Source organism: Pseudomonas sp. R3-52-08 (assembly GCF_003851745.1).
Taxonomy (GTDB): domain Bacteria; phylum Pseudomonadota; class Gammaproteobacteria; order Pseudomonadales; family Pseudomonadaceae; genus Aquipseudomonas.
Genome location: NZ_CP027730.1, coordinates 3005515 through 3027632 on the forward strand (window position 1 = coordinate 3005515; position 22118 = coordinate 3027632).

16 protein-coding genes and 1 pseudogene are annotated in these 22118 nt (G+C 58.6%); 14 read left to right on the forward strand and 3 right to left on the reverse strand.

Annotation, left to right across the window (positions count from 1 at the left end; all coding sequences use genetic code 11):
• Positions 1-45: 45 nt before the first annotated feature.
• From proW to C4J91_RS13750, 7 genes and pseudogenes are all read left to right on the forward strand, one after another.
• Positions 46-999 (forward strand): glycine betaine/L-proline ABC transporter permease ProW, encoded by a 954-nt coding sequence (gene proW, locus C4J91_RS13720; protein WP_027616458.1) that lies wholly within the window; start codon positions 46-48, stop codon positions 997-999.
• A gap of 41 nt (positions 1000-1040) precedes the next feature.
• On the forward strand, positions 1041-2066 hold the full coding sequence (gene proX / locus C4J91_RS13725) for a glycine betaine/L-proline ABC transporter substrate-binding protein ProX (protein WP_164484540.1): 1026 nt from the start codon (positions 1041-1043) through the stop codon (positions 2064-2066).
• Positions 2067-2164: 98 nt separating this feature from the next.
• A complete protein-coding gene (locus tag C4J91_RS13730; RefSeq protein WP_124362825.1) occupies positions 2165-3235 on the forward strand; it encodes a GlxA family transcriptional regulator in 1071 nt (356 codons plus the stop codon).
• A 102-nt stretch (positions 3236-3337) separates the two neighbouring features.
• The gene (locus C4J91_RS13735; protein WP_124362826.1) at positions 3338-4657 is read left to right on the forward strand and encodes an FAD-binding oxidoreductase; all 1320 of its coding nucleotides are present in this window, start codon (positions 3338-3340) and stop codon (positions 4655-4657) included.
• Positions 4658-4900: pseudogene (locus tag C4J91_RS13740) on the forward strand (MFS transporter); the annotation flags it as partial.
• 41 nt (positions 4901-4941) lie between these two features.
• Entirely contained in the window at positions 4942-5844 is a 903-nt protein-coding gene (locus tag C4J91_RS13745; RefSeq protein ID WP_027616461.1) for a dihydrodipicolinate synthase family protein, read from the forward strand.
• 1 nt (position 5845) lies between these two features.
• Positions 5846-7336 carry an aldehyde dehydrogenase gene (locus tag C4J91_RS13750; protein WP_003181840.1) on the forward strand — a complete coding sequence of 497 codons (1491 nt, stop codon included), beginning with the start codon at positions 5846-5848 and terminating at the stop codon, positions 7334-7336.
• A 195-nt stretch (positions 7337-7531) separates the two neighbouring features.
• Here the strand turns inward: C4J91_RS13750 and C4J91_RS13755 are convergent, their stop codons facing one another.
• Entirely contained in the window at positions 7532-8446 is a 915-nt protein-coding gene (locus tag C4J91_RS13755; RefSeq protein ID WP_124362827.1) for a LysR family transcriptional regulator, read from the reverse strand.
• Between the two features lie 268 nt (positions 8447-8714).
• Here C4J91_RS13755 and C4J91_RS13760 point away from each other — a divergent pair, with 268 nt between their 5' ends.
• From C4J91_RS13760 to pgm, 4 genes are all read left to right on the forward strand, one after another.
• Positions 8715-9737 (forward strand): zinc-dependent alcohol dehydrogenase family protein, encoded by a 1023-nt coding sequence (locus C4J91_RS13760; RefSeq protein ID WP_124362828.1) that lies wholly within the window; start codon positions 8715-8717, stop codon positions 9735-9737.
• 703 nt (positions 9738-10440) lie between these two features.
• Entirely contained in the window at positions 10441-11859 is a 1419-nt protein-coding gene (locus C4J91_RS13765; RefSeq protein WP_124362829.1) for a hypothetical protein, read from the forward strand.
• A gap of 36 nt (positions 11860-11895) precedes the next feature.
• Complete coding sequence (locus tag C4J91_RS13770; protein ID WP_124362830.1) at positions 11896-13299, forward strand: PLP-dependent aminotransferase family protein; 1404 nt, start codon at positions 11896-11898, stop codon at positions 13297-13299.
• 108 nt (positions 13300-13407) lie between these two features.
• Complete coding sequence (gene pgm, locus C4J91_RS13775; protein WP_124362831.1) at positions 13408-15051, forward strand: phosphoglucomutase (alpha-D-glucose-1,6-bisphosphate-dependent); 1644 nt, start codon at positions 13408-13410, stop codon at positions 15049-15051.
• Between the two features lie 126 nt (positions 15052-15177).
• On the opposite strand, the gene C4J91_RS13780 is transcribed toward pgm, so the two are convergent.
• Positions 15178-15873, reverse strand: a complete 696-nt coding sequence (locus C4J91_RS13780; RefSeq protein WP_124362832.1) for a pirin family protein — start codon at positions 15871-15873, stop codon at positions 15178-15180.
• A 217-nt stretch (positions 15874-16090) separates the two neighbouring features.
• On the opposite strand from C4J91_RS13780, the gene C4J91_RS13785 reads away from it, so the two are divergent.
• The gene (locus C4J91_RS13785; protein ID WP_124362833.1) at positions 16091-18538 is read left to right on the forward strand and encodes a UvrD-helicase domain-containing protein; all 2448 of its coding nucleotides are present in this window, start codon (positions 16091-16093) and stop codon (positions 18536-18538) included.
• Between the two features lie 118 nt (positions 18539-18656).
• On the opposite strand, the gene C4J91_RS13790 is transcribed toward C4J91_RS13785, so the two are convergent.
• Positions 18657-18929: a DUF1652 domain-containing protein gene (locus tag C4J91_RS13790; protein WP_124362834.1), complete on the reverse strand. Its 273-nt coding sequence runs from the start codon at positions 18927-18929 to the stop codon at positions 18657-18659.
• Positions 18930-19208: 279 nt separating this feature from the next.
• On the opposite strand from C4J91_RS13790, the gene C4J91_RS13795 reads away from it, so the two are divergent.
• Complete coding sequence (locus tag C4J91_RS13795; protein ID WP_124362835.1) at positions 19209-20333, forward strand: P1 family peptidase; 1125 nt, start codon at positions 19209-19211, stop codon at positions 20331-20333.
• 348 nt (positions 20334-20681) lie between these two features.
• On the forward strand, positions 20682-22115 hold the full coding sequence (locus C4J91_RS13800) for a serralysin family metalloprotease (RefSeq protein ID WP_124362836.1): 1434 nt from the start codon (positions 20682-20684) through the stop codon (positions 22113-22115).
• Positions 22116-22118 lie beyond the last annotated feature (3 nt).

A 22118-nucleotide genomic window follows, 5' to 3' on the forward strand; every position in this document is an offset into this window, starting at 1 on the left:
TTGAATAATCAGAGCAGTCTCAAGTTCTGAGGGCGAGGAAGTATCATGTCGGACTTTAATTATTTAGACCCGTTCCAAAGTTTCACTGTTCCATTGGGCGCTTGGGTTGAAGCGACGCTGACTTATCTGGTACATAACTTTCGGGAAGTCTTTCGCTCGATTCGATGGCCGGTTGACCAAGTACTTGATGGTGTTCAGTGGGGCCTGCTTTCCGTGCCCCCCACAGTATTCATTCTTATCGCCGGATTGATCAGTTGGCAGATCGGCGGTAAACGAATCGCAATTTTCAGTATCGCTACATTGACCGGACTAGGCTTGATCGGTGTATGGGCCGATGCCATGGTGACTCTCGCTTTGGTCCTGACTTCATTACTCTTCTGTGCGGTTATTGGTATTCCCCTGGGCATCCTATGTGCCCGCAGCGACCGAATGGAAGTGATCGTGCGTCCGGTGTTGGACGCGATGCAGACATTGCCCGCTTTCGTTTACCTGGTGCCTGTGGTGATGTTGTTTGGCATCGGTAACGTTCCAGGCGTCATCGTGACGATTATTTTCTCGGTTGCGCCCTTGGTGCGCCTGACCAACTTGGGCATTCGCCAGGTACCCGCCGATAAGGTCGAAGCCGCACGTGCGTTTGGCTGCACCGCCACCCAGATGCTGTTGAAGGTCCAACTGCCCCTTGCGGCGCCGACCATGATGGCCGGATTGAACCAGACACTTATGCTTTCACTTTCGATGGTCGTCGTTGCTTCGATGATATCCGTTGGCGGGCTTGGGCTGATGGTATTGAGCGGCATCGGCCGCCTGGACATGGGGCTGGCCAGCGTCGGCGGTGCCGGCCTGGTACTCCTGGCTGTCTTCCTCGATCGTTTGACCCAAGCGATGGGTGAGCGCAGCAGTGATCTGGCAACCGGCCAGCGTTGGTACGAAACCGGGCCGGTTGGCCTAGTGATGAAATTCAAGAAGAAAAAGAACGTAGCACACCCAGTGACTAACTAAGCACACCTGCTCACCTACTATAAATTCAAGCGCGGTGAAATATGAAACTTGCAAATCTCAAGCAAACCGTCGTCGCGACGCTGATGGCGTCCATGTTGGGTGCAACTGCATGTTCGGCAGCGTACGCCGCTGATGCAAACAAACCGGGTGACGGTGTTTCCATCACGCCTATTTTCCCGACTATCGCTGAAGAGCGTTTTCGCGGTGAGGTGGCGATTGCAGGCTTGAAAGACCTTGGCTATGACGTGAAGGCCCCGAAGGAAGTTGATTATCCCGCGATGTTCCTGGCGCTCTCCTATGGCGATGCGGATTTCACCGTGCATGAGTGGGAGAACCTGCACGCTGCCTTTTATAAGAAAGGCGGCGGCGACGACACCATGGTGAAAGTTGGCCAGGTCATGAAGGGCGTGCTGCAGGGCTACATGATCGACAAGAAAACGGCCGACGCATACAACATCAAGGATCTCTCGGATTTGAAGAAGCCGGAGATCGCCAAGCTGTTCGACGCCAATGGCGATGGCAAGGCAGACATGACAGGCTGCAACCCCGGTTGGGGCTGCGAAGTGATGGTTGAATACCACATGAAAGCCTACGGCCTGAGCCCAACCGTCGTGGACAACCGGGGTTCTTACTTCGCGCTGATGGCAGACACTATCGCCAGGTTCCAGCAGGGCAAACCCGTGTTGTATTTCACCTGGGTGCCGCAATGGATCTCCAGCGTGCTGGTGGAAGGGCGCGACGTCGTATGGCTGCCGGTTCCGTTCACCTCGTTGCCTGATGGCAAAGACAGTAAAGACACCTTTTACCAGGGCAAAAATCTCGGTTTCCCGGTGGATACCGTTAACGCTGTGATGAACAAAGAGTTTGCCGAGAAGAACCCGGTGGCTCGCAAGTTTCTGTCGGAAGTCAGTATCACCACGGACGACGAAAGTGCCCAGAACCTGCGCATGCAAAAGGGTGAGAAATCACTCGCTGACATCAAGCGCCATGCGGCCGAATGGATCAAGGCTCACCAGGCGCAATACGATGGTTGGTTGAGTGACGCGCGCGCCGCAGCCAAGCAATAGAAAACAGCAAGGAAAGTGCTGCCAGCTCGATTGAGCTGGCCGTACGCGGGACCGGCTGCGTTTGTTTTACGTAATAAAGTGATCAGGTGGCGAAGATAATGGATACCTTCCAAAGCTCGTTGAAGTTCCAGAATATTGGGTTTCGGCAAACTACCGACTCGGTCGGTCATGAAAAAGTTGTACGGGTGGCATTCATTTTGCTCGACCACTTTTCATTAACCGCACTCTCAACAGCGATGGACGCGCTGGCGACCGGCAATCTGATCAACAGTAATACCGTCTACAAAGTATCGACGTATTCGCTCTTGGGCGGACTGGTTGAAAGTGATATCGGCATACCGTTGTCCTCGGAACGTTTGAACGTTGAGAAAATCAATCACGATGCACTTGTGGTTATCGGTGGCCAGCGGGTAAGGCTGTCCAGCAACCCCACCATTCGCCGCGCATTGAAAAAGGCGGCAGGGGGAAGGGGCATCGTCGCTGGTGTATGGAATGCTGCGTTTTACCTGGCCGATGCGGGCTTGCTCGATGACCAGGATTGCGCCTGTCATTCCGATAGTTGTGCGTTGATAAACGAGTATTACCCCCAAGTGAAAACGGGGGAGTCCGAATACACCTTTACCCAGCGGCGCGCGACGTGCGCTGGTGCTTCATCCGCGCTGGATATGATCCTGGCAATCATGCAGGACCTCAGCTCACAGCGCGATGCTGATCTGGTGGATGAAATCAAACGTGTACATCAACCCAAAAAGCCTCAATTCAATACTGTAACCCTAGGTGCTGTCAGCCTGGTTAAACCGGTACCTCGCCCTCTGAACGTTGCGGTCTCCCTGATGGAAAACCACATTGAAGAACCCATGGAAATCAATGAGATCGCCAGCCACGTGGGGGTTTCGCGTAGACAGCTTGAGCGCAGATTTGCGCGCTATTTAAACGCGGCGCCCAACCGCTATTACCTGGAACTGCGACTTACCCGCGCCCGCCAACTGATTATTCAAAGTAATCGCTCGTTGACGGACGTGGCACTCGCTACCGGTTTTGTCAGCTATCCGCACTTTTATAAGCGCTTCAAGGATTTGTTCGGCCTGCCGCCCATGACGTTCCGGGATAACTACTATTCCAGCGACTTTAGCAATTCGGAACGCTATGCAATTGCGGCAGGTTTTTGAAACGCGTTTTGCCGCTGTGTCGTCGGTAGTTACTCAGTTTATTTCGTCCTGCGCATTGTGTTGTGTTGGACCCGGTAATGCATTCAACTTTACGGTCCTACTATTATGAAAGTTACCTCGTTACCCGCCGACGATAATAGCTGTGGCTGGTTTCATTTAAGCCGGCCGCGTAAGCCTAAGCCCGCCCACCAGGGACACAGTACTGCCCGTTGGGTGATTGTTGGTGCGGGCTTTACCGGGCTGGCGGCAGCCCGGCAACTGGCGATGAGTTTTCCGAATGACGAGATCGTACTGGTTGAGGCTCAGGAGGTTGGTCTCGGGCCCTCCGGCAGGAATGCCGGGTTCGCTATCGATCTGCCCCATGATATTGGGGCAGAGGATTACATCGGCGACATCACCCTTGCCAGGACGAGCCTGAAGCTCAATCTGGCGGGGCAATCCATTCTGCGCGACTTGGTCGATCAACATGGCATCGACTGTCAGATGAAGGCCTGCGGCAAGTACCAGGCGGCCGTGGAGGACCGCGGCATCGCGGTACTCGAAGCCTATCGGCGCGGGCTGGATAAGTTGGACCAACCCTATCAAATGATTGAGCAAGATGAGTTGCCCAATCACTTGGGTACGCACTTCTACCGTAAGGCGTTATACACACCGGGTGCCGTGTTGCTTCAGCCGTCGGCACTGGTCAAGGGGCTCGCTGACCATTTGCCAGCCAACGTGACGTTGTATGAGCGTACGCCGATTCTCGAAGTTGAGTACGGTGCGAAAACCGTACTGAAACATGCCAATGGAAGTATCACCGCCGACAAGCTGATCCTCGCGAACAACTCATTTGGCATGCGCTTTGGTTTCCTCAGGGGCCGGATGCTGCCCATCTATACCTACGGCAGTATTACGCGGCAATTGACGCCAGAAGAGCAGGCACAACTCGGTGGAAAACCGTATTGGGGCGCGATCCCAGCTGATCCATTTGGGACCACCGTCAGGCGTACACCGGATAACCGCTTACTGATCAGAAACAGTTTTAGCTTTAATCCCGACGGCCGCAGCGACAGTCGATATAACGAGCGATTCATACGCCGACATAAAGCCTCGTTTGATAAACGCTTTCCCATGTTGCCCAACGTCAATTTCGAATACACCTGGGGTGGTGCATTGGCCATGACTCGAAACCACAACGGTTTCTTTGGTGAGTTGGCCCCCAACGTTTATGGGGCATTGGGTTGCAATGGCTTAGGCGTGACCCGCGGCACAGTGACAGGGCAACTGCTTGCCGAGTGGCTCGCAGGCCAACGTGATGAACGGATCGACTTTCTATTGAACGCACCCGGGCCGAACAGTAACCCGCCGCAGCCGTTTCTCTCGTTGGGTGTCAACGCAAATCTTAAATGGGGGCAGTACCGCGCCGGTCGAGAAAGCTGAGTTTATCTCAATGAACTGTTTCCCACAGAAATTCGCGCATTTGCGGTCGGCATAGGCACGTCGCTCTCACGCATCGGCGCCGCCGCGGGCACTTACTTGGTACCGATTTCATTGAGCAAGTTAGGGATCGCCGAAACCATGTATGTCGCCGCCGCCATTTCGTTGGTGGGGCTGGTGTTGTCTTGGGTGCTGGCGCCTGAAACGCGGTCACTCAACCTGCAACAAGCCGCCTCGTTGAATTAGCAACCCCTGGATCAACCCTTGGAATTACTGGAGAAAACAGCATGAACTTTGACGGCATTTTTACCCCCGCGATAACTCCGCTCTCTTCGGATGGTCAAGTTGATTACTCGGCCTTTGATGAAGTGCTTGAATACCTGGTCGAGTCCAAGGTTCACGGCATCATCATCGGCGGCTCCACGGGCGAGTATTACGCTCATACGCCTGCTGAGCGTCTGGCGGTGGCTGAACGTGCGAAGAGTGTCCTGCAAGGTCGTCTGCCGCTGGTTGTCGGCACCGGCGGGATCAGAACCGAGGATTCGGTGTATTTCGCTGAGCAAGCGAAAGCGATCAAGGCAGATGCGATCCTGGTGGGTTCGCCGCCTTATGCCTTGCCCACCCAAAAAGAAATCGCCGCGCATGTGCTGGCGGTAGACAAGGCAGCAGGCCTCCCCATCATGCTCTACAACTACCCGGCGCGTATGGGGGTGGCCATGGGGGATGAGTTCTTCGAAGCGATTGCGCAGTGCAAGAACATTGAAGCAATCAAAGAAAGCTCCGGGGAAATGAATCGCCTGCATCGCCTGGCCTGCGCCCATCCTTCGATCCAGATCTCGTGCGGTTGGGATGATCAAGCCCTGGAGTTCTTCGCCTGGGGCGCTCGCAGCTGGGTATGCGCCGGCTCCAATTTCATTCCTCGCGAACACGTTGCGCTGTATGAGGCCTGCGTGATTGAAAAGGACTTCGATAAAGGCCGTCGCATCATGTCGGCCCTGCTGCCGTTGATGGACTTTCTTGAAGGCGGCAAGTTTGTGCAATCGATCAAACATGGCAGTGAGCTGATTGGCTTGCGTGCCGGTGGTGTCCGCGCGCCATTGCAAGCGTTGGAAGAATCCGAGAAGCAGGCGCTGAAGGCGGTGATCCAAACGCTTAAACAAAACGTTGCGCACATTGTGGGAGGTGCTTGAAATGGCCGATTTGCTGAGTAAAGAAGCCTACCGCGAACTGGCCGGCAAGCTTGAGTTTCGCACTCAGGCGTTCATTGACGGCCAGTTTCGCAGCGCGAAATCAGGCCGTACGTTCACCACCACCAACCCGGCCACCGGTGATGTACTGGCCGAGATTTCGGCCTGTGATGCCGAGGACGTAGACGTGGCGGTGGCGGCTGCCAAGGCAGCGTTTGAAGATGCACGCTGGCAGGGTCTTTCACCTGCTGTACGTAAAAGCGTGCTGCTGCGTTTTGCCCAGTTGTTGGAAGACAACTCGCACGAACTGGCGGTACTTGAAAGCCTGGACAGCGGCAAACCCATCCGCGAGTGCCAGAACGTTGATGTACCAGAGACAATCCACACGCTGCGTTGGCACGCCGAACTGATCGACAAAATCTACGACGCTACCGCGCCGGTGGGTTCGGGCGCTGTGACTATGGTGGTACGCGAGCCCATCGGCGTAGTGGGCCTGGTGCTGCCGTGGAATTTTCCGCTGCTGATGCTCGCCTGGAAAATCGGTCCGTCGTTGGCCGCAGGTTGCTCGATCGTGGTCAAGCCAGCAAAGGAAACCTCGCTGAGCGCGCTGCGTGTCGCTGAGCTGGCGTATCAGGCTGGTGTTCCCGCCGGTGTGTTCAATGTGGTGCCTGGTGGCGGCAAGGAGGCAGGTGAACCGTTGGGCCGGCATGGTGACGTGGCCATGGTCAGCTTTACCGGCTCGACCGATACGGGCCGGATTTTCCTAAAGTACTCCAGTGAATCCAACCTCAAGCGCATCGTGCTGGAATGTGGCGGCAAAAACCCAGCGGTGGTGATGAATGATGCCGAGGATATTGACCAAGTCGCGCAGCATGTGGTGAACGGTGCCTTTTGGAACATGGGCGAAAACTGCTCGGCGTCTTCGCGCCTGCTCGTTCATACCGATATCAAGGAAGCGTTGCTTGAGCGTATTCAGGTGCACCTCAAAGACTGGAAAATGGGCGACCCACTTGACCCGGACAACCGCTTGGGCTCAATGGTCAGCAAAGCGCATTTTGAGAAAGTGCGGTCCTACATCGAGCATGCCAAGGACGAAAAGCTGACTGTTCTGGCGGGCGGCAATACTGTTGACAATATCTTCGTAGAGCCGACCATCCTGGACGGAGTAGGGCGTAGCAGTCGCCTGTTCCAAGAGGAAATTTTCGGCCCTGTGCTAAGTGTCACCACCTTCAATACCCTTGATGAAGCCATCAAGCTGGCCAACGATACGGCCTATGGTTTGGCAGCGTCGGCGTATACCGGCAACCTGCGTAATGCGCTGAAGCTCTCACGCGGCATCCGCGCCGGCATTGTGACCGTCAACTGTTTTGGAGAGGGGGATGCGTCTACACCCTTCGGTGGTTACAAGGAGTCGGGGTTCGGTGGGCGGGACAAATCCATCTGGGCGCACGACCAATACACCGAGATAAAAACCATCTGGATCGACGCCTCCTGAGTGCTGCAGAGGGCGTGACGGCCTTATCGCCCCAGTCGCGGGACTGGGGCAATTCCGAGGCTGTAAAGGGGTGGGGCGAGCTGGGAAGCAACCGACGGAGTTGTCGTGAATAGCGAGCAAGGTCTCTACGAACGGCTGAAGCAACAGATCCTGACATTGCAACTGTCGCCCGATCAGTTGCCTGCCCAACGACACCTAAAGACTCTCAGGGTCGCCAAAAAACATCTGAATCCGCGACCGCAACCAACGCTCCCCCGGATCATTATCCTGCGACCCACGCCACGCCATATGCAGCTCAAACGAACGCACCGGCAGCGGCGGGTCTTCGGCTCGCAAACCACCCGCTGAGGTCAGCGCCTCTGCCGCGTAATCCGGTACGGTGGCGAGGATATCGGTGCCCGCCAGTAACGTGCCCAGCCCATTGAACTGGGGCACGGCCAGCACGACGTGGCGTTTGCGATCGAGCTTTTCCAGCTCTTCGTCGATAAACCCGCTCAGGTCACCGGCAAACGATACCAAGGCATGCGGGCGGGCGCAGAAGTCGTCCAGGCTCAGTGGGCCGGGTACGCTGTCGGCGCGCAGCAGTTTCGGCAGGCTGCGGCGCAGGACCTTGCGCTTGGCGTTGGCCGGCAGGTCGGCGGTGTAGCTGACGCCGATGGAGATTTCGCCGGAGGCCAGCAAGCCAGGCATCAGGATGTAGTTGACGCGACGCACCACCAGCACGATGCCGGGGGCTTCGGCGCGCAGGCGTTTGAGCAATTGCGGCAGCAGGGCGAATTCCACGTCATCGGACAGGCCGATACGGAATACCGCAGTGCTGGTAGCTGGGTCGAATTCGGCGGCGCGGCTGACGGCGGTGGAAATCGAGTCCAGGGCCGGGGAGAGCAGGGCGAAGATTTCCACGGCGCGGGCTGTTGGCTCCATGCTGCGCCCGGTGCGTACGAACAGCGGGTCGTCAAACAGCCCGCGCAGGCGTGACAAGGCCGCGCTGATGGCCGGCTGGCCGAGAAACAGTTTCTCGGCGGCGCGGGTCACGCTGCGCTCGTGCATCAAGGTTTCGAATACGATCAAGAGGTTAAGGTCGACACGACGCAGGTCGTTACGGTTCATCTTGTGTCCTGGAAGAGTCAGCGAACTTGACGAGAGCGGCCATATCCAGAACCTCCAAGGTTCCGTTCAGAAGCATGACCGGCATGAATCTTACGGGGAAAGGCTGGTACTCTGCACAAGATAATTGAGTTTTCCTACGATAGCTGAGGTCTATGCCTCACAGCGGAATCAATGACAGACATGTCGACTATTAATGGCGACCGGTGGTCTTACCGGGAAAGCCCAGATAGAGTTCATGGCATTAGAGGTTACTTTGACGAGGTTTGCGATGTCCCGCACGATTCGTTTTCACAAGTTTGGTCCGGCCGAGGTGCTCAAATGCGAAGAGCATGCAACCGCGCAGCCCGCACCGGGCGAAGTGCAGGTGCGTGTCGACGCGATTGGTATCAGTTGGTACGACGTTTTGTGGCGCCAGAACCTGGCGTCGTCACATGCACGCCTGCCGTCTGGCCTTGGCCATGAAATGGCCGGCGTGGTTGTCGCCCTGGGCGACGGCGTGGACGACTTGGCGGTGGGCGACAAGGTCGCCAGTTTTCCTGCCGAAAGCCCTAACGATTACCCGGTGTATGGCGAGCAGATCGTTCTGCCCCGTTCGGCCCTGACCCGTTACCCGGATGTCTTGAGCCCCATTGAAGCGAGCGTGCACTACACGCCGCTGCTGATTGCCTACTTTGCCTACATGGACCTGGCGCGGGTCAAGCCTGGGCAATTTGCGTTGGTGACCGATGCCAGCCACTGCGCCGGGCCTTCGTTCGTGCAGTTGGGCAAAGCCTTGGGGGTACGGGTGATTGCCGCGACCAAAGACAGCGCGGAACGTGAATACCTGCTGTCGCTGGGGGCGGAAAAGGTCATCGTCACCGAAGAGCAGGACCTGCTCATGCAAATCAACAAAATCACGGGTGACCGTGGCGTCGATGTGGTGTTCGACGGCCTGGGCGGGCCGCAGATGTCGCTGCTCGGTGACGTGCTGGCGCCGCGTGGCAGCCTGGTTTTGTATGGCCTGCAAGGCGGTAACCAGACACCTTTTCCGGCCTGCGCCGCGTTCCAGAAGAATATTCAGTTTTTCGTGCATTGCATCGGCAACTTCACCGGCAAGCCGGAGTTGGGCATCATCCAGGACCAGGTTGCGTTGCAGCGCGCTTTGCGGGATATCAACCAACTGACTGCCGACCGGGTACTGGTGCCGTTGAAAACCACGGTGTTTCCGTTCAGTCAATTCGTCGAAGCCCACCGCTATATGGACGAATGCCCGTGCCGCGAACGAGTTGCGTTGCAGGTTGAAGCTGTTTGAGCTGTAGGAGTATTCGCAAATGAATACTCCAGCGTCTGCGCGGATGCAGCAGATGCGCCATTTGTCAGGGCTTAACCCACGATCGGGTTGAGCCACTCCGAGGGCGTTGCGCCCTGCAAACAATACCTTTGGCCCTTATGCCGCCCTGAAATCCAGCGCGGCGCTGTCGTGTGGGCGTCACTGAAGTTCGCGCCGCAGATCATCTGAACTGCTTTCCTGCGCGGTTCTGTATCTATTAATCATTAGTTGAGTGCCGATAATTGCGGCTTAACCATCATCTCAAGGATTGAGCAATGATCAGCTGCCCGACATTACTGTCTTGTATCAGCAAACTAACGAGGCGTTACCTTGCCCGTCGAAAAAAACGTTCGAAACATCCCTTCTTCTTGCAAGAAGCCAGATTAAGTGGGTGATTTATTATTTGTCGGAGGTTTCGCTAATTAATTAGTTAACGCGCTGTAGGATAGTGTCGGAACATTCCTAGGAGTTGCCACTTGAGCACACGCGACTGCGGGTTAGCGCGTCTGTCTGTGGGATGGGGTGCCCGCGACTCAGGTGTCCGCTCCGGTAATTTTGTTGCAGGGTGCTAATGTTTAATCATTCTTATGCCCTGCCGCGCAAGACAGACCTACAGATGTAATGGGTCAGGCAACGACGTCACAGAGTTGCTTGAAACTGATATTTCAACTCAGGTAGTAGAACAATGAGCGCAATTCACGAACAAGCCATGAACTATGTTTATCAGCAAGTTCTGCAACGTTTGATGGGGCACTTCACGCGTGCCGAACGGACTGCACTTCAATTGTTGATCCAGCGAATCGTGGTGGCGGCAGGCGGCATGGAACATGTGGGTAACTATAAAGTATTGATCGCCCACGGCGGCGGCGAAGTCAGCAGTTATACCCTGGCGCTGCTGCGCGCGGCACAGTTGAGCATCGCCGGCCGTACGCCCAAGACCTTTCACCTGCGCGTGGCGACGCTGCGGCATGCAGGGATGACCCAGGCCACACTGGGCAGGCTGAATGAGGGCTATAGCGCGCTGTTTTTTCACGATGACCCTCGGGTGGAGGTGTTGATGGTGGAAAATCAGGAGGTGCAGCCTTTCAATCATCAGCGGCCCGCTTCCAGCGCCGGCCGTGAGGTCAACCAACGCGACCGGCTAATGATCGGGCACCTGACGTCCGGGGATGTGCGTGCCACGCTGTGCAATGACACTTACCTGGCCCTGGGGGATTTCTACCAGCGTGTGAGCGCGTGGAACGGCGGCGTGCATGCGCTGGTCAGCGGCGATTCTGCGCGCAAGCAAAGCCAATACCTGGCCTGGCTGAAGCGTTCGGCCCTGGCTGCGGGTGTCGCTGTCCCGCCGCGCCAGTCCGCGTCGCTCAATATTCTGTTCGCGCGCATGGAAGAGTGGAGTACCGGTTGCTACCGCGACCTCTACGGCGAGCAATACGTGGAGGCCCAGAGCCCGGGGCATGGCGGGCACCGCCATCTGGCTTATATCGGGGTTGCCGACCTGCTCGACGAGGTTGACGTTGCCTCGTCACCGCTGCTCACCGAGTTCCTGGCCCACAAACCGGACCCGTTCGACTTTCACTTCAGCCATCCTGACTATCCCAACCCGTTGCTCATGGCGCATCTGCACGGGTTGCAGGCCCAATGCCTGCGTGAGCTGTCCTACGGCGAAGGCGTCGAGGCTTTTGTGCGGCAGGCGAGGGACGCGATGAGCCGTCGACACATTCCAGACACCTTGATCGACGCATTGGGCGGCCACGATGGGCGCGTATTGTCGACGACCTATGCCCAGGAGTTCTTCGGCCTGGACGAGGGCCAGTTGACTTGCCTGTTGTTCTCGCCCTTCATCCATCATGGCGAGCGCCTCGAGGGTTACCTGCGCCAATGCCACCCCGGCATGCTGGTGGGGCTTCCCGAGTTGCACAAGGCGCTGCAGGGCAAGCCCGCCGCAGATATGCTGCAGCAGTGGCTGATTGATACCAGCGGCCTGCCATTGCCTCTGTTACAAAACCTGTACCGCAAGCGTCCTCAGCAGGCGGGTCGTGGCACCCAGGCGCGCAAACGGCGTGGGGCCCAGGCGCAGATTGCGCAAGTGTCGGGGCGTTAGCCGCGTGCCTGTGCGTGCGAACTCGGGCGGGCGCTCATGAGACTGCGCGGGGAGCGGCAAGCGGATTTTGCCTACCAGGCGGTGTACCGCTACATGATCAACCTGATCAACGAAGTCAGCCTGGAAAAACCGGTAAAGCTGCCGTCCCTGCGGCAGTTGTCGACCCGCTTGAAGGTGTCGATCTCGACGATCCAGTACGCCTACTCGATATTGGAAAAGGAAGGGCGGATCTACTCGGTGGCCAAGTCCGGCTACTTTGCCTGGCCGGTGGCCGCTAACGCGCCAATGGCCACGAGTGGGGACTTGCTTGAGCGCCTTTACGCGGCAGCGCGGCGGCCTGGCATGGTGGTACTCAGTGGCGACGAACCGGCGCTGCTGGGCTCACTCGATGGTGCGTTGCTTTCACTGGAGCGCCAACTGATCCGCCGCTATCCGCACCACCTGCAAACCCACTCGCAACCCTCCGGCGTCTGGGAGCTGCGCGCGGCGCTGGCGGCACGTTATACCTCATCGCCCACGCGCTGCTGGCAGGCGGATGAGGTGTATATCGGCGCCGACGTGCGTGGCGTCCTGGAGATCCTGATTGACGCCCTGGGCCTCAAGGGCACCGTGGTGGTGGCCGAATCACCCTGCGATTATCTGGTCTTGCGCCTGTTGCAGGGGGCCGGCGTGCGGGTAATCGAATTGCCCTGGCTCGCCGACGGCCGCTTCGATCTGAGTACCTTTGAACACCTGCTCAGCCACGAGCCGGTGCACCTGGTGGTGCTGTCATCGGTGGTGAGCATGCCGTCGGGCAGCGTGCTGTCGGTTCAGGAGCGCATGCAGGTGGCGCAATTGCTGGACCGATTCGGCTGCTGGCTGCTGGAGAATGACACCTTTGGCGAACTGAGCTTCGCACCGTCCTCCGTGTCCCTGCGGCACCTGGTCGACCCTGAACGGCTGATAGTGTTCTCTTCGTTCGAGAAGATCCTTGGCCCGGAAGCACCGTTTGGTTTTGTATTGTCGCGCCAGCTGAGCCGCGAGCTGCAGCGTCAGTTTTTATTGCGTGCATTCCGCTTGTCGTCGATTCGTCAGCGTGCCATTGCCCGCTTGTACGAAAGCGGACGGTATGACCAGCATGTGCAGACGTTACGCCAGCGCCTGCGTGAGCAGGCACAGGCTATGGGCCTGCGCCTGGATGCACGTCTGGAGGGGTGGGTGAGCTATCGGATGCCCGTCGCCGGCGCAAGTTTCTGGCTGCAGTCGACGGCGGCTGTGGACATGCGCCATGTGTTCCAGCGCATGGTCACGCAGCAGGTGGTGATCGCTCCCGGTGAGCTGTTCAGTCTCAGCGGTTTGCATCACCAGCATATGCGCCTGGGGCATGCGTTCAGCGGGCATCCGAACCTGGACATCGCCTTGGATACATTGGCCGAGGCACTGCAGCAGGCGCAGATTTGACGCGTATGAAATTTCTATATTAGTTGTGGGATCGATACCGTCGCGCCGTAGTCCAAGTCACCGTAAACTGTCATTTTTCCGAATCCTTATTTTTCTCGAGGTTTATGCATGACTATCAGTCCTTTTGCGGGCAAGCCGGCGCCAGCCCAGTTGCTGGTGGACATCCCGCGACTGGTCACGGCCTATTACACCGGCCAGCCTGATGCAGCGATCTCCACCCAGCGCGTGGCCTTTGGTACCTCCGGGCACCGTGGCAGCTCGTTCGAACTGAGCTTCAACGAATGGCATGTGCTCGCGATCAGCCAGGCCATCTGCCTGTACCGCCAGGCCCAGGGCATCGACGGCCCGTTGTTTGTCGGCCTGGACACCCACGCGCTGTCGACGCCAGCCGGCGCCAGTGCGCTGGAAGTGCTCGCCGCCAACGGCGTACACGTGATGCTCGCCGAGGGCGACGAATACACACCAACGCCGGCAATTTCCCACGCGATCATCTGCTACAACCGTGGCCGCACCAGCGGGCTGGCGGACGGTATCGTCATCACGCCGTCCCACAACCCGCCGCAAAGTGGCGGCTACAAGTACAACCCGCCTAACGGTGGCCCGGCCGACACCCACGTCACCAAGTGGATCGAAGCCAAGGCCAACGAGCTGCTGGCCAACAAGCTCGCCGGAGTCAAGCGCATCACCCACGCCCAGGCGCTGAAGGCCGATACCACGCACCGGCATGATTACCTCAACAGCTACGTGGCCGACCTGGTCAATGTGATCGACATGGACGCCATCCGCAGCGCCGGCCTGCGCCTGGGCGTAGACCCGCTGGGCGGAGCAGGGGTGCGCTACTGGTCGGCGATTGCCGAGCACTATCGGCTGAACCTGGAGGTGGTCAACACCGAAGTCGACGCTACCTTCCGCTTCATGAGCGTCGACTGGGACGGCCAGATCCGTATGGACCCGTCTTCCAGCTACGCCATGCAAGGCCTGATCGGCCTGAAGGAGCGCTTTGATGTGGCGTTTGCCTGCGACCCGGACCACGACCGTCACGGCATCGTGACCCCGTCCGGCGGGCTGTTGGCGCCGAATAACTACCTGGCGGTGTCCATCGACTACCTGTTCCAGAACCGTCCTGACTGGCGCGCCGATGCGGCGGTGGGCAAAACCGTGGTCAGCAGTGGCCTGATCGATCGCGTCGCCGCGCGCATCGGTCGTCGTTTGTACGAAGTGCCGGTGGGCTTCAAATGGTTTGCTGACGGTTTGTTTGATGGTTCGCTGGGGTTTGGTGGCGAAGAAAGCGCCGGGGCTTCATTCCTGCGTAAGGACGGTACGGTCTGGAGCACCGACAAGGACGGCCTGATCCCGGCTTTGCTTGCGGCCGAAATGACCTCGCGCAAAGGCCAGGACCCGAGTCAGATCTATCGCGGCCTGACTGACGCCCTCGGCGAACCCTTTGCCATCCGCGTTGATGCCAAGGCCACGCCAGCGCAAAAAGCCCTGCTGGGCAAACTGTCGCCGGAGCAGGTGACGTCCACGCAATTGGCCGGCGAAAGCATCCAGCAGATCCTCAGCCATGCGCCGGGTAACAACCAGGCGATCGGCGGCTTGAAAGTGATGACCGAAAACGGCTGGTTCGCCGCGCGTCCATCGGGCACCGAGGACATCTACAAGATCTATGCCGAGAGCTTTATCGGCGAAGATCACCTCAAGCAGCTGGTGGAAGAGGCTCAAGTACTGGTAGACGGGGCAATCTCCCAGTAATCACGCAACACCCATGTGGGAGGGGGCTTGCCCCCGATAGCGATGTGTCAGTCGATATATTCGATGCTGATCCGCCGCCATCGGGAGCAAGCCCCCTCCCACATTAGAGGCTAACAAGGCTTGAGATCAGGCGAGATCAACCAACACAATCTCGCTGTCTTCAATCGCCGTCACCCGCAACACCTGCTCATCGGCAACCGCCACGCCGTCTCGAGCCTGCGCACGCAAGCCGTTGACTTCAATCGTCCCCGTTGCCGGCACCAGGTACGCCCGGCGGCCGCTGTCCAGCCGATACTCGGCACTTTCCCCGGCCTTCAGATTAGCCGCCACCAGGCGTGCATCGGCACGAATGCGCAGGCTTTGCGTGTCTCCGGCCTTGCCGCTGGCCAGGGTCACGAAGCCTTCGCGCGCACCCTGTGGAAACGGCCTGGCGCCCCAGGAGGGCGGCAGGCCGGCCTCATTCGGGATGATCCAGATCTGAAAGATCTTGGTCGGAGTGGCTTCCAGATTATATTCGCTGTGAGCGATCCCGGTGCCAGCGCTCATCACCTGTACGTCGCCAGCCTCGGTACGGCCCTTGTTGCCCAGGTTGTCGGCATGACTGATCGCGCCTTCACGCACGTAGGTGATGATTTCCATGTCGCGGTGTGCGTGCTGCGGGAAGCCGCTGCCCGGCGCAATGATGTCGTCGTTCCACACCCGCAGGTTGCCCCAGTGCATACGCTCGGGGTCATGGTATTCGGCGAATGAAAAGTGATGATGGGCGTCGAGCCAGCCATGGTGGGCGCCGCCCAGGGTGTTGAAGGGTCGAAGTTCAAGCATGATCGTCTCCTATGGATAGCGCTATGATCCATCAGTGCATGATCGATAAAAAGCGTAAAAAATGCCTGATTCCTATCTGTTTATTTGATGCTTATTTCAGGTATCCACTTTCACTTCATCGCCTAACTGCATGAGATCAAAGCATTTGGCTGGAACTGAGCGGCAATTCCGGCGACCATGGCGCACTGTAAAAACCTAGCTCATCGCAGGAGTCCGCGTGCCGCACCCACAGCCTGATCTGCCCCCTGAACTGCGCCCCCTGGCTGAAATGCCGCTACTGAAACGGCTTGCCGCGCGCCTGTTCGGCCACGGCCTCACGCGTTTGCGCGCTCAGCACCGGTTTTCGTGGTTGCATGGCCAGGCCGACGGTTTTCGCAGCGGGCATGAAGCCGGGGTGGAATATGGTTACCGCGAGGGCAAGGCGGACGGTTTGGAGGAGGGCCGGCAAGTCCTGCTGATCCGCGATTTCCGGTCGGATGAACCCCGTGCGCCAGGCATTGATGACAGCCTGTTCGACGACTGGCGATTGCCGCTTACTGCTGACATAAAAAAGCGCATCAAGGCCGACGTCGCACGTTTGCTGCCGGTGCACGCCCAGCCCAGTGCGGCGCAGTGGAAGATGATCTTCAGCGACACGCCGTCCACTTCGGTGATTGCCGGTGCCGGCGCGGGTAAGTCGACCTCTCTGGTGCTGCGCATCCTGCTGCTCACCCATTACCTGGGCTTCGAGTTGAGTTCGATGACCGTGGTGACGTTTACTCGCGAATCGCGCAAAGACTTCATCCAAAAGCTCATGCACATTCTCAGCTTATGGGGCCAGCCCCTTGACCATAAAGAGGCCCAGGCGGTGGTGCGCACCTTTCACTCACGCATCCTGCCGATGGTGCGCAGCCTGCCGGGCTTTGAGCGACTGCAAGCCTTCGAGAACCTCAGCGCCGGGTTCGAGGATGCCGACAGCAACCCGTTCGACCTGCGCATCAACGACGCCCAGCGCCAGCAGATGAACGCGTGTTACCACCGCTTGCACGGCCGTCATGCGCGTTTTCGCGAGTTGATCGCACCGCTGGCACGCCATGGGCTGCAGCTCAAGGAACTGGAGCGTGATCATCCCGATGTGCAGAAGCGCGTGGCGGTCACGGAATTGGCGGCCAAGCGTGACGAAGAACTCTGTGACGTCATCGAGGACCTGTGGTTTCGTGCCTGCGCCTGGCCCATCAAGGGCATCGAACCGAGCCGGCAAACGTTTGAGATCAATGGCGCGCAGTTTCATTGCCATGGCTATATCCCTGAACTGGACGCCTGGGTAGTGCTGGGCTTCGATTCGCGGGAAAACCCTCAGATCAGCCGGCCAAATGCCAAGCTGTCCGTGCGCGCAGAGTGGGCGGTAAAGCGCACGCTGTTTCAAGCTTTCTGTCGTAAGCCATTGATATGGTTGGAGAGCTACGATTCTTCACGAAGAGTGTTAAGTTGCCTGGCGGGCGATGCCACGGCCGGGCCCGGGTTTGATTACAAGGTCAAGGGCGAGCTTGCCTCGGCGCCGCTCCTCGACAGCTTTGTCATGGCCGCCGGCTTTATCGAGAACCTCGGGTTGGATGTGCCCACCGCCGTCGGCCGGATGAGCTTCGCCAAAGACGATCCGGACCGCTTGTTCTTCGAGGCCCTGGGTATTTTCTGGAAAGCCCTGGAAGACCACTTGCTTGAGCAATCGCCGCCGATCATGACCTACAACCGCATGTTTTCGTTGTTTGGCGAAAACACCCCGGAGAACCTCAAGCTGCTCAGCGACGCGCTGCTGCGGCCGATGTCGCATCTGATGATCGACGAATTCCAGGATGTGTCGCCGCAGATCGTCTCGTGGATCCGCGCCAGCCTGCGTGAAATCCGCAGCCGTGGCCCGGCGATGCACGTTGGTCGCGGGGCGCAGCGTTCATCGTTGCTGTGCGTAGGGGATGACTGGCAGTCCATCTATGGCTGGCGCGGTAGCTCGCCCAAGTACTTCATGGAGTTCAACAAGGAGTTCACCTCGCCGAGCACCACCCGCGTCATGCTGAGTGAGAATTACCGTAGTCACCAACACATCATCGACGCTGCCGAGCACATCGTGCGCAGTGCCCCGGCCATTCCCGGCAAGAAGGCGAAGGCCGCTGGCGAGCCCAGGCCCTTGGTGCCCGTGGTGGTGCTGGAGCGCGACGACGCGGCGTTGGCCCGGCAGTTGATCGAGCACTATCAGCGGGGCGATACAGTATTAATGTTGTATCGAAAAAGCAGCGATAAGCTGTTGATACAAGAGCATATTCAGGCGGTAGTTAATCTGGATTCCAGCTTGCCGTCCCAGGCGCGCAGGCTGAAACAGCTGACCTACCACAGCGCCAAGGGCCTGCAGGCGGATGCGGTGTTTCTACTCGGGGACTGCCAGCACCTGACCAGCTCGCCTTACAAGAACCAGGTCTACCGTATGGCGGGCCTGGGCAAGGATGGCGACAGTGAGGCGTACGACAACGCTCAAAAAGACGAAGTGCTGCGCCTGGCCTACGTCGGCATCACTCGCGCGGTCAGCCACTGTTATTGGTATGTGGAAAAGCCCGAAGGCCAGGCGGTGAATGTGCCAAGGGCATCGGAGCGAGTAGACGGCAAGAAAGTATTTTTCGACGATCAGCGCGGTTAATGTGTGAGGGGGCTTGCCCCCGATGGCGGTGTGCCAGTCGACCTTTCAGTGACTGACCCAACGCTATCGGGGGCAAGCCCCCTCCCACAATTGGATTTCACAGGTCTGCGGATATTGATCAGGCCCGCAACGACAGAGGCGGCACAAAACTCTCAAGCTCAGCCTCCACCGCCTCGATGATGCGCTCCACATCGGCGGCGTTCATCACGGTGGCGCAGGGAATGCCGGCGATCGCGATCAGCGTCTCGCCGCTGGCCCGGTCGAACAGGCGGGCAACCATGCTGCCGGGGGCGTCCATGCTCCCTTCGAAGCCCATCGGATGAAAATGCCAGCGCATCAGCTGACAGGCGTTGGGGAATGTCACTTTGTTCATGTTGCCTACCTTGTTCATTGAGCGCTTCCTTTAGCTCGCGGCAGGGGCCAGGACCTTCACTAGTCATGGCATCGAACCCTCAAAATAGCATTCGTTCGCAAGACGAGGTGTTTTTTTCAGGCCCGTTCGGCGGTTCTTTACCTGACATTGACCTGGATCATGTTCCAAGCCTACGGATTGTCCAGGTCATGCCCCAATGACTGGATAAACAACATCGGCCTGCTGGCGTTGTCGGTGATTCTGTATTGCATCAGTGGCCGGTTGAGTCCGGTCTTTCAGAAATTGTAAGGAGTGGTTATGCGCGCACGTCAATTGGGCATCACCCTGGGGCTGGGCACGCCTGGGAAATGGAATGCGATCACCGATGTGCCCGGCGTCCGCGTCGGCCATGCCACGCTCAACAGCGAGGTCGGCGGCAAGCAGGTACGCACAGGCGTCAGCGTGATCCAGCCGCGCCCTGGCGAAGCACGCCATCAACCCTGTTTTGCCGGGTACCACGTGCTCAACGGCAATGGCGACGCCACCGGCCTTGAGTGGATCCGCGAAGCGGGGCTGTTGACCACGCCGATAGCCGTCACCAACACCCACAGCATCGGCATCGTGCGTGACAGCTTGATCGCTCTTGAGCGTGAGCGCCTGGCTGACCCGGCGGTGTACTGGTGCATGCCGGTGGTGATGGAAACCTATGATGGCTTGCTCAACGACATCTGGGGCCAGCATGTGCGCCCTGAGCATGTGCGTGAAGCTCTGGACAAGGCTGAGTCGGGCCCGGTGCAGGAGGGCGCGGTGGGGGGCGGCACCGGGATGATCTGCCATGAGTTCAAGGGCGGCATCGGCACGGCGTCGCGGCGGTTGCCGGCAGAGCAGGGCGGCTGGACCGTCGGCGTACTGGTGCAGGCCAACCATGGCAAGCGCCAGGAGCTGCGGATCGATGGTTATCCGGTCGGTCGCTACTTGATGCAGATCGCTTCGCCGTTCGCCGACCGCGGCACACCGGGCATGGGCTCCATCGTGGTGATCATTGCCACGGATGCGCCGCTGTTGCCCCATCAGTGCCAGCGCCTGGCGCAGCGCGCCTCCATCGGTATCGCCCGCACCGGCGGCGGCACCGAGGATTCCAGCGGCGACCTGTTCCTGGCCTTCGCCACGGGTAATCAGGACTTGCCGCCCGCCGATTACGGGCGCAAGGATTTGCCGCACAGTACGGTATTGCGCATGGTCAACAACGACCACATCTCCCCGCTGTTCAGCGCCGCCGCCGAGGCGGTGGAGGAGGCGATCATCAATGCCTTGCTGGCCGGAGAGGACATGACCACCCAGGACGGCGTCACGATACCGGGCCTGGCCGGCGAGACGGTATTGGAGGCGCTGCACACATGTGGCTGGCGTAATGTCCCGGTAAAAGGGGACAACGCAGTTTAATGGTGTAAGTAGTGGCTCTTTAATGTTGCCAATGACACCGTGACAATATATTGGATCCCTTATTCAAGTAGGTCGCGCAACTAGCGCGGCTTTACCTGTATTTAATATTTAAATATCGCTGCGCGCTATTCGGTCACCTAAACACAACCGTCCCCAACAAACGCTACGCACGACTTCCTCAAGTTGCATCTGGGGCAGCTTTTCCCTGCTGAAATATGTGTAGACGAAAGATTTCAAATTGTGTCAGTTTTCTTACGCCTTCAAAAGAGGTGAGTGATAGGACTATCCTCGCCCGCGAGGTTCCTATCGAACAAAGACTGATGCACTTGCAAACAAGGAAGTACGTTTATGTCAAAAGTAAAAGACAAGGCTATTGTATCTGCCGCGCAAGCCAGCACTGCTTACTCGCAAATCGATAGCTTCAGCCATTTGTATGACCGTGGCGGCAACCTGACGGTCAATGGCAAACCGTCCTACAGCGTGGACCAGGCAGCCACCCAGCTGTTGCGGGACGGCGCCGCGTACCGGGACTTTGATGGCAACGGCAAGATCGATCTGACCTATACCTTTCTCACCTCGGCATCCTCGAGCACCATGAACAAACATGGCATCTCGGGCTTCAGCCAATTCAACGCCCAGCAGAAAGCGCAGGCCGCACTGGCCATGCAATCCTGGTCGGATGTTGCCAACGTGACCTTTACCGAAAAGGCTTCCGGCGGTGACGCACACATGACCTTCGGCAACTACAGCGGCGGCCAGGATGGCGCGGCGGCTTTCGCCTACCTGCCCGGCACCGGTGCAGGCTACGACGGCACCTCGTGGTACCTGACCAACAACAGCTACACGCCGAACAAGACCCCGGACCTGAACAACTATGGCCGGCAGACCCTGACCCACGAAATCGGCCACACCCTGGGCCTGGCTCACCCTGGCGACTACAACGCCGGGAATGGCAACCCGACCTATAACGACGCGACCTATGGACAGGACACGCGTGGCTATAGCGTCATGAGTTACTGGAGCGAGAGCAACACCAACCAGAACTTCAGCAAAGGCGGGGTCGAGGCTTACGCTTCCGGTCCGCTGATCGACGATATTGCCGCGATCCAGAAGCTCTACGGTGCCAACCTCAATACCCGCGCCGGTGACACGACCTACGGTTTCAACTCCAACACCGGGCGTGATTTCCTCAGCGCCACGTCCAATGCCGACAAGCTGGTGTTCTCGGTATGGGACGGTGGTGGCAATGACACCCTGGACTTCTCCGGCTTCACGCAAAACCAGAAGATCAACCTCAATGCAGCCTCGTTCTCCGATGTCGGCGGCCTGGTGGGCAACGTTTCCATCGCCAAGGGCGTGACGGTCGAGAACGCCTTCGGTGGCGCGGGCAACGACCTGATCATTGGTAACCAGGCCGCCAACCTCATCAAGGGCGGGGCCGGCAACGACCTCATCTACGGTGGCGGCGGTGCGGACCAACTGTGGGGCGGCGCCGGCAGCGACACCTTTGTGTTCGGTGCCGTGTCCGATTCCAAGCCAGGAGCGGCGGACAAGATCTTTGACTTCACCTCAGGTTCCGACAAGATCGACCTGTCCGGTATCACCAAAGGCGCGGGCGTGAGCTTCGTCAACGCGTTTACCGGGCATGCCGGCGACGCGGTGCTGTCCTACGCATCAGGTACTAACCTGGGTACGTTGGCCGTTGACTTCTCCGGGCACGGCGTGGCGGATTTCCTCGTCACCACCGTTGGCCAGGCGGCTGCCAGCGACATCGTGGCGTGATGT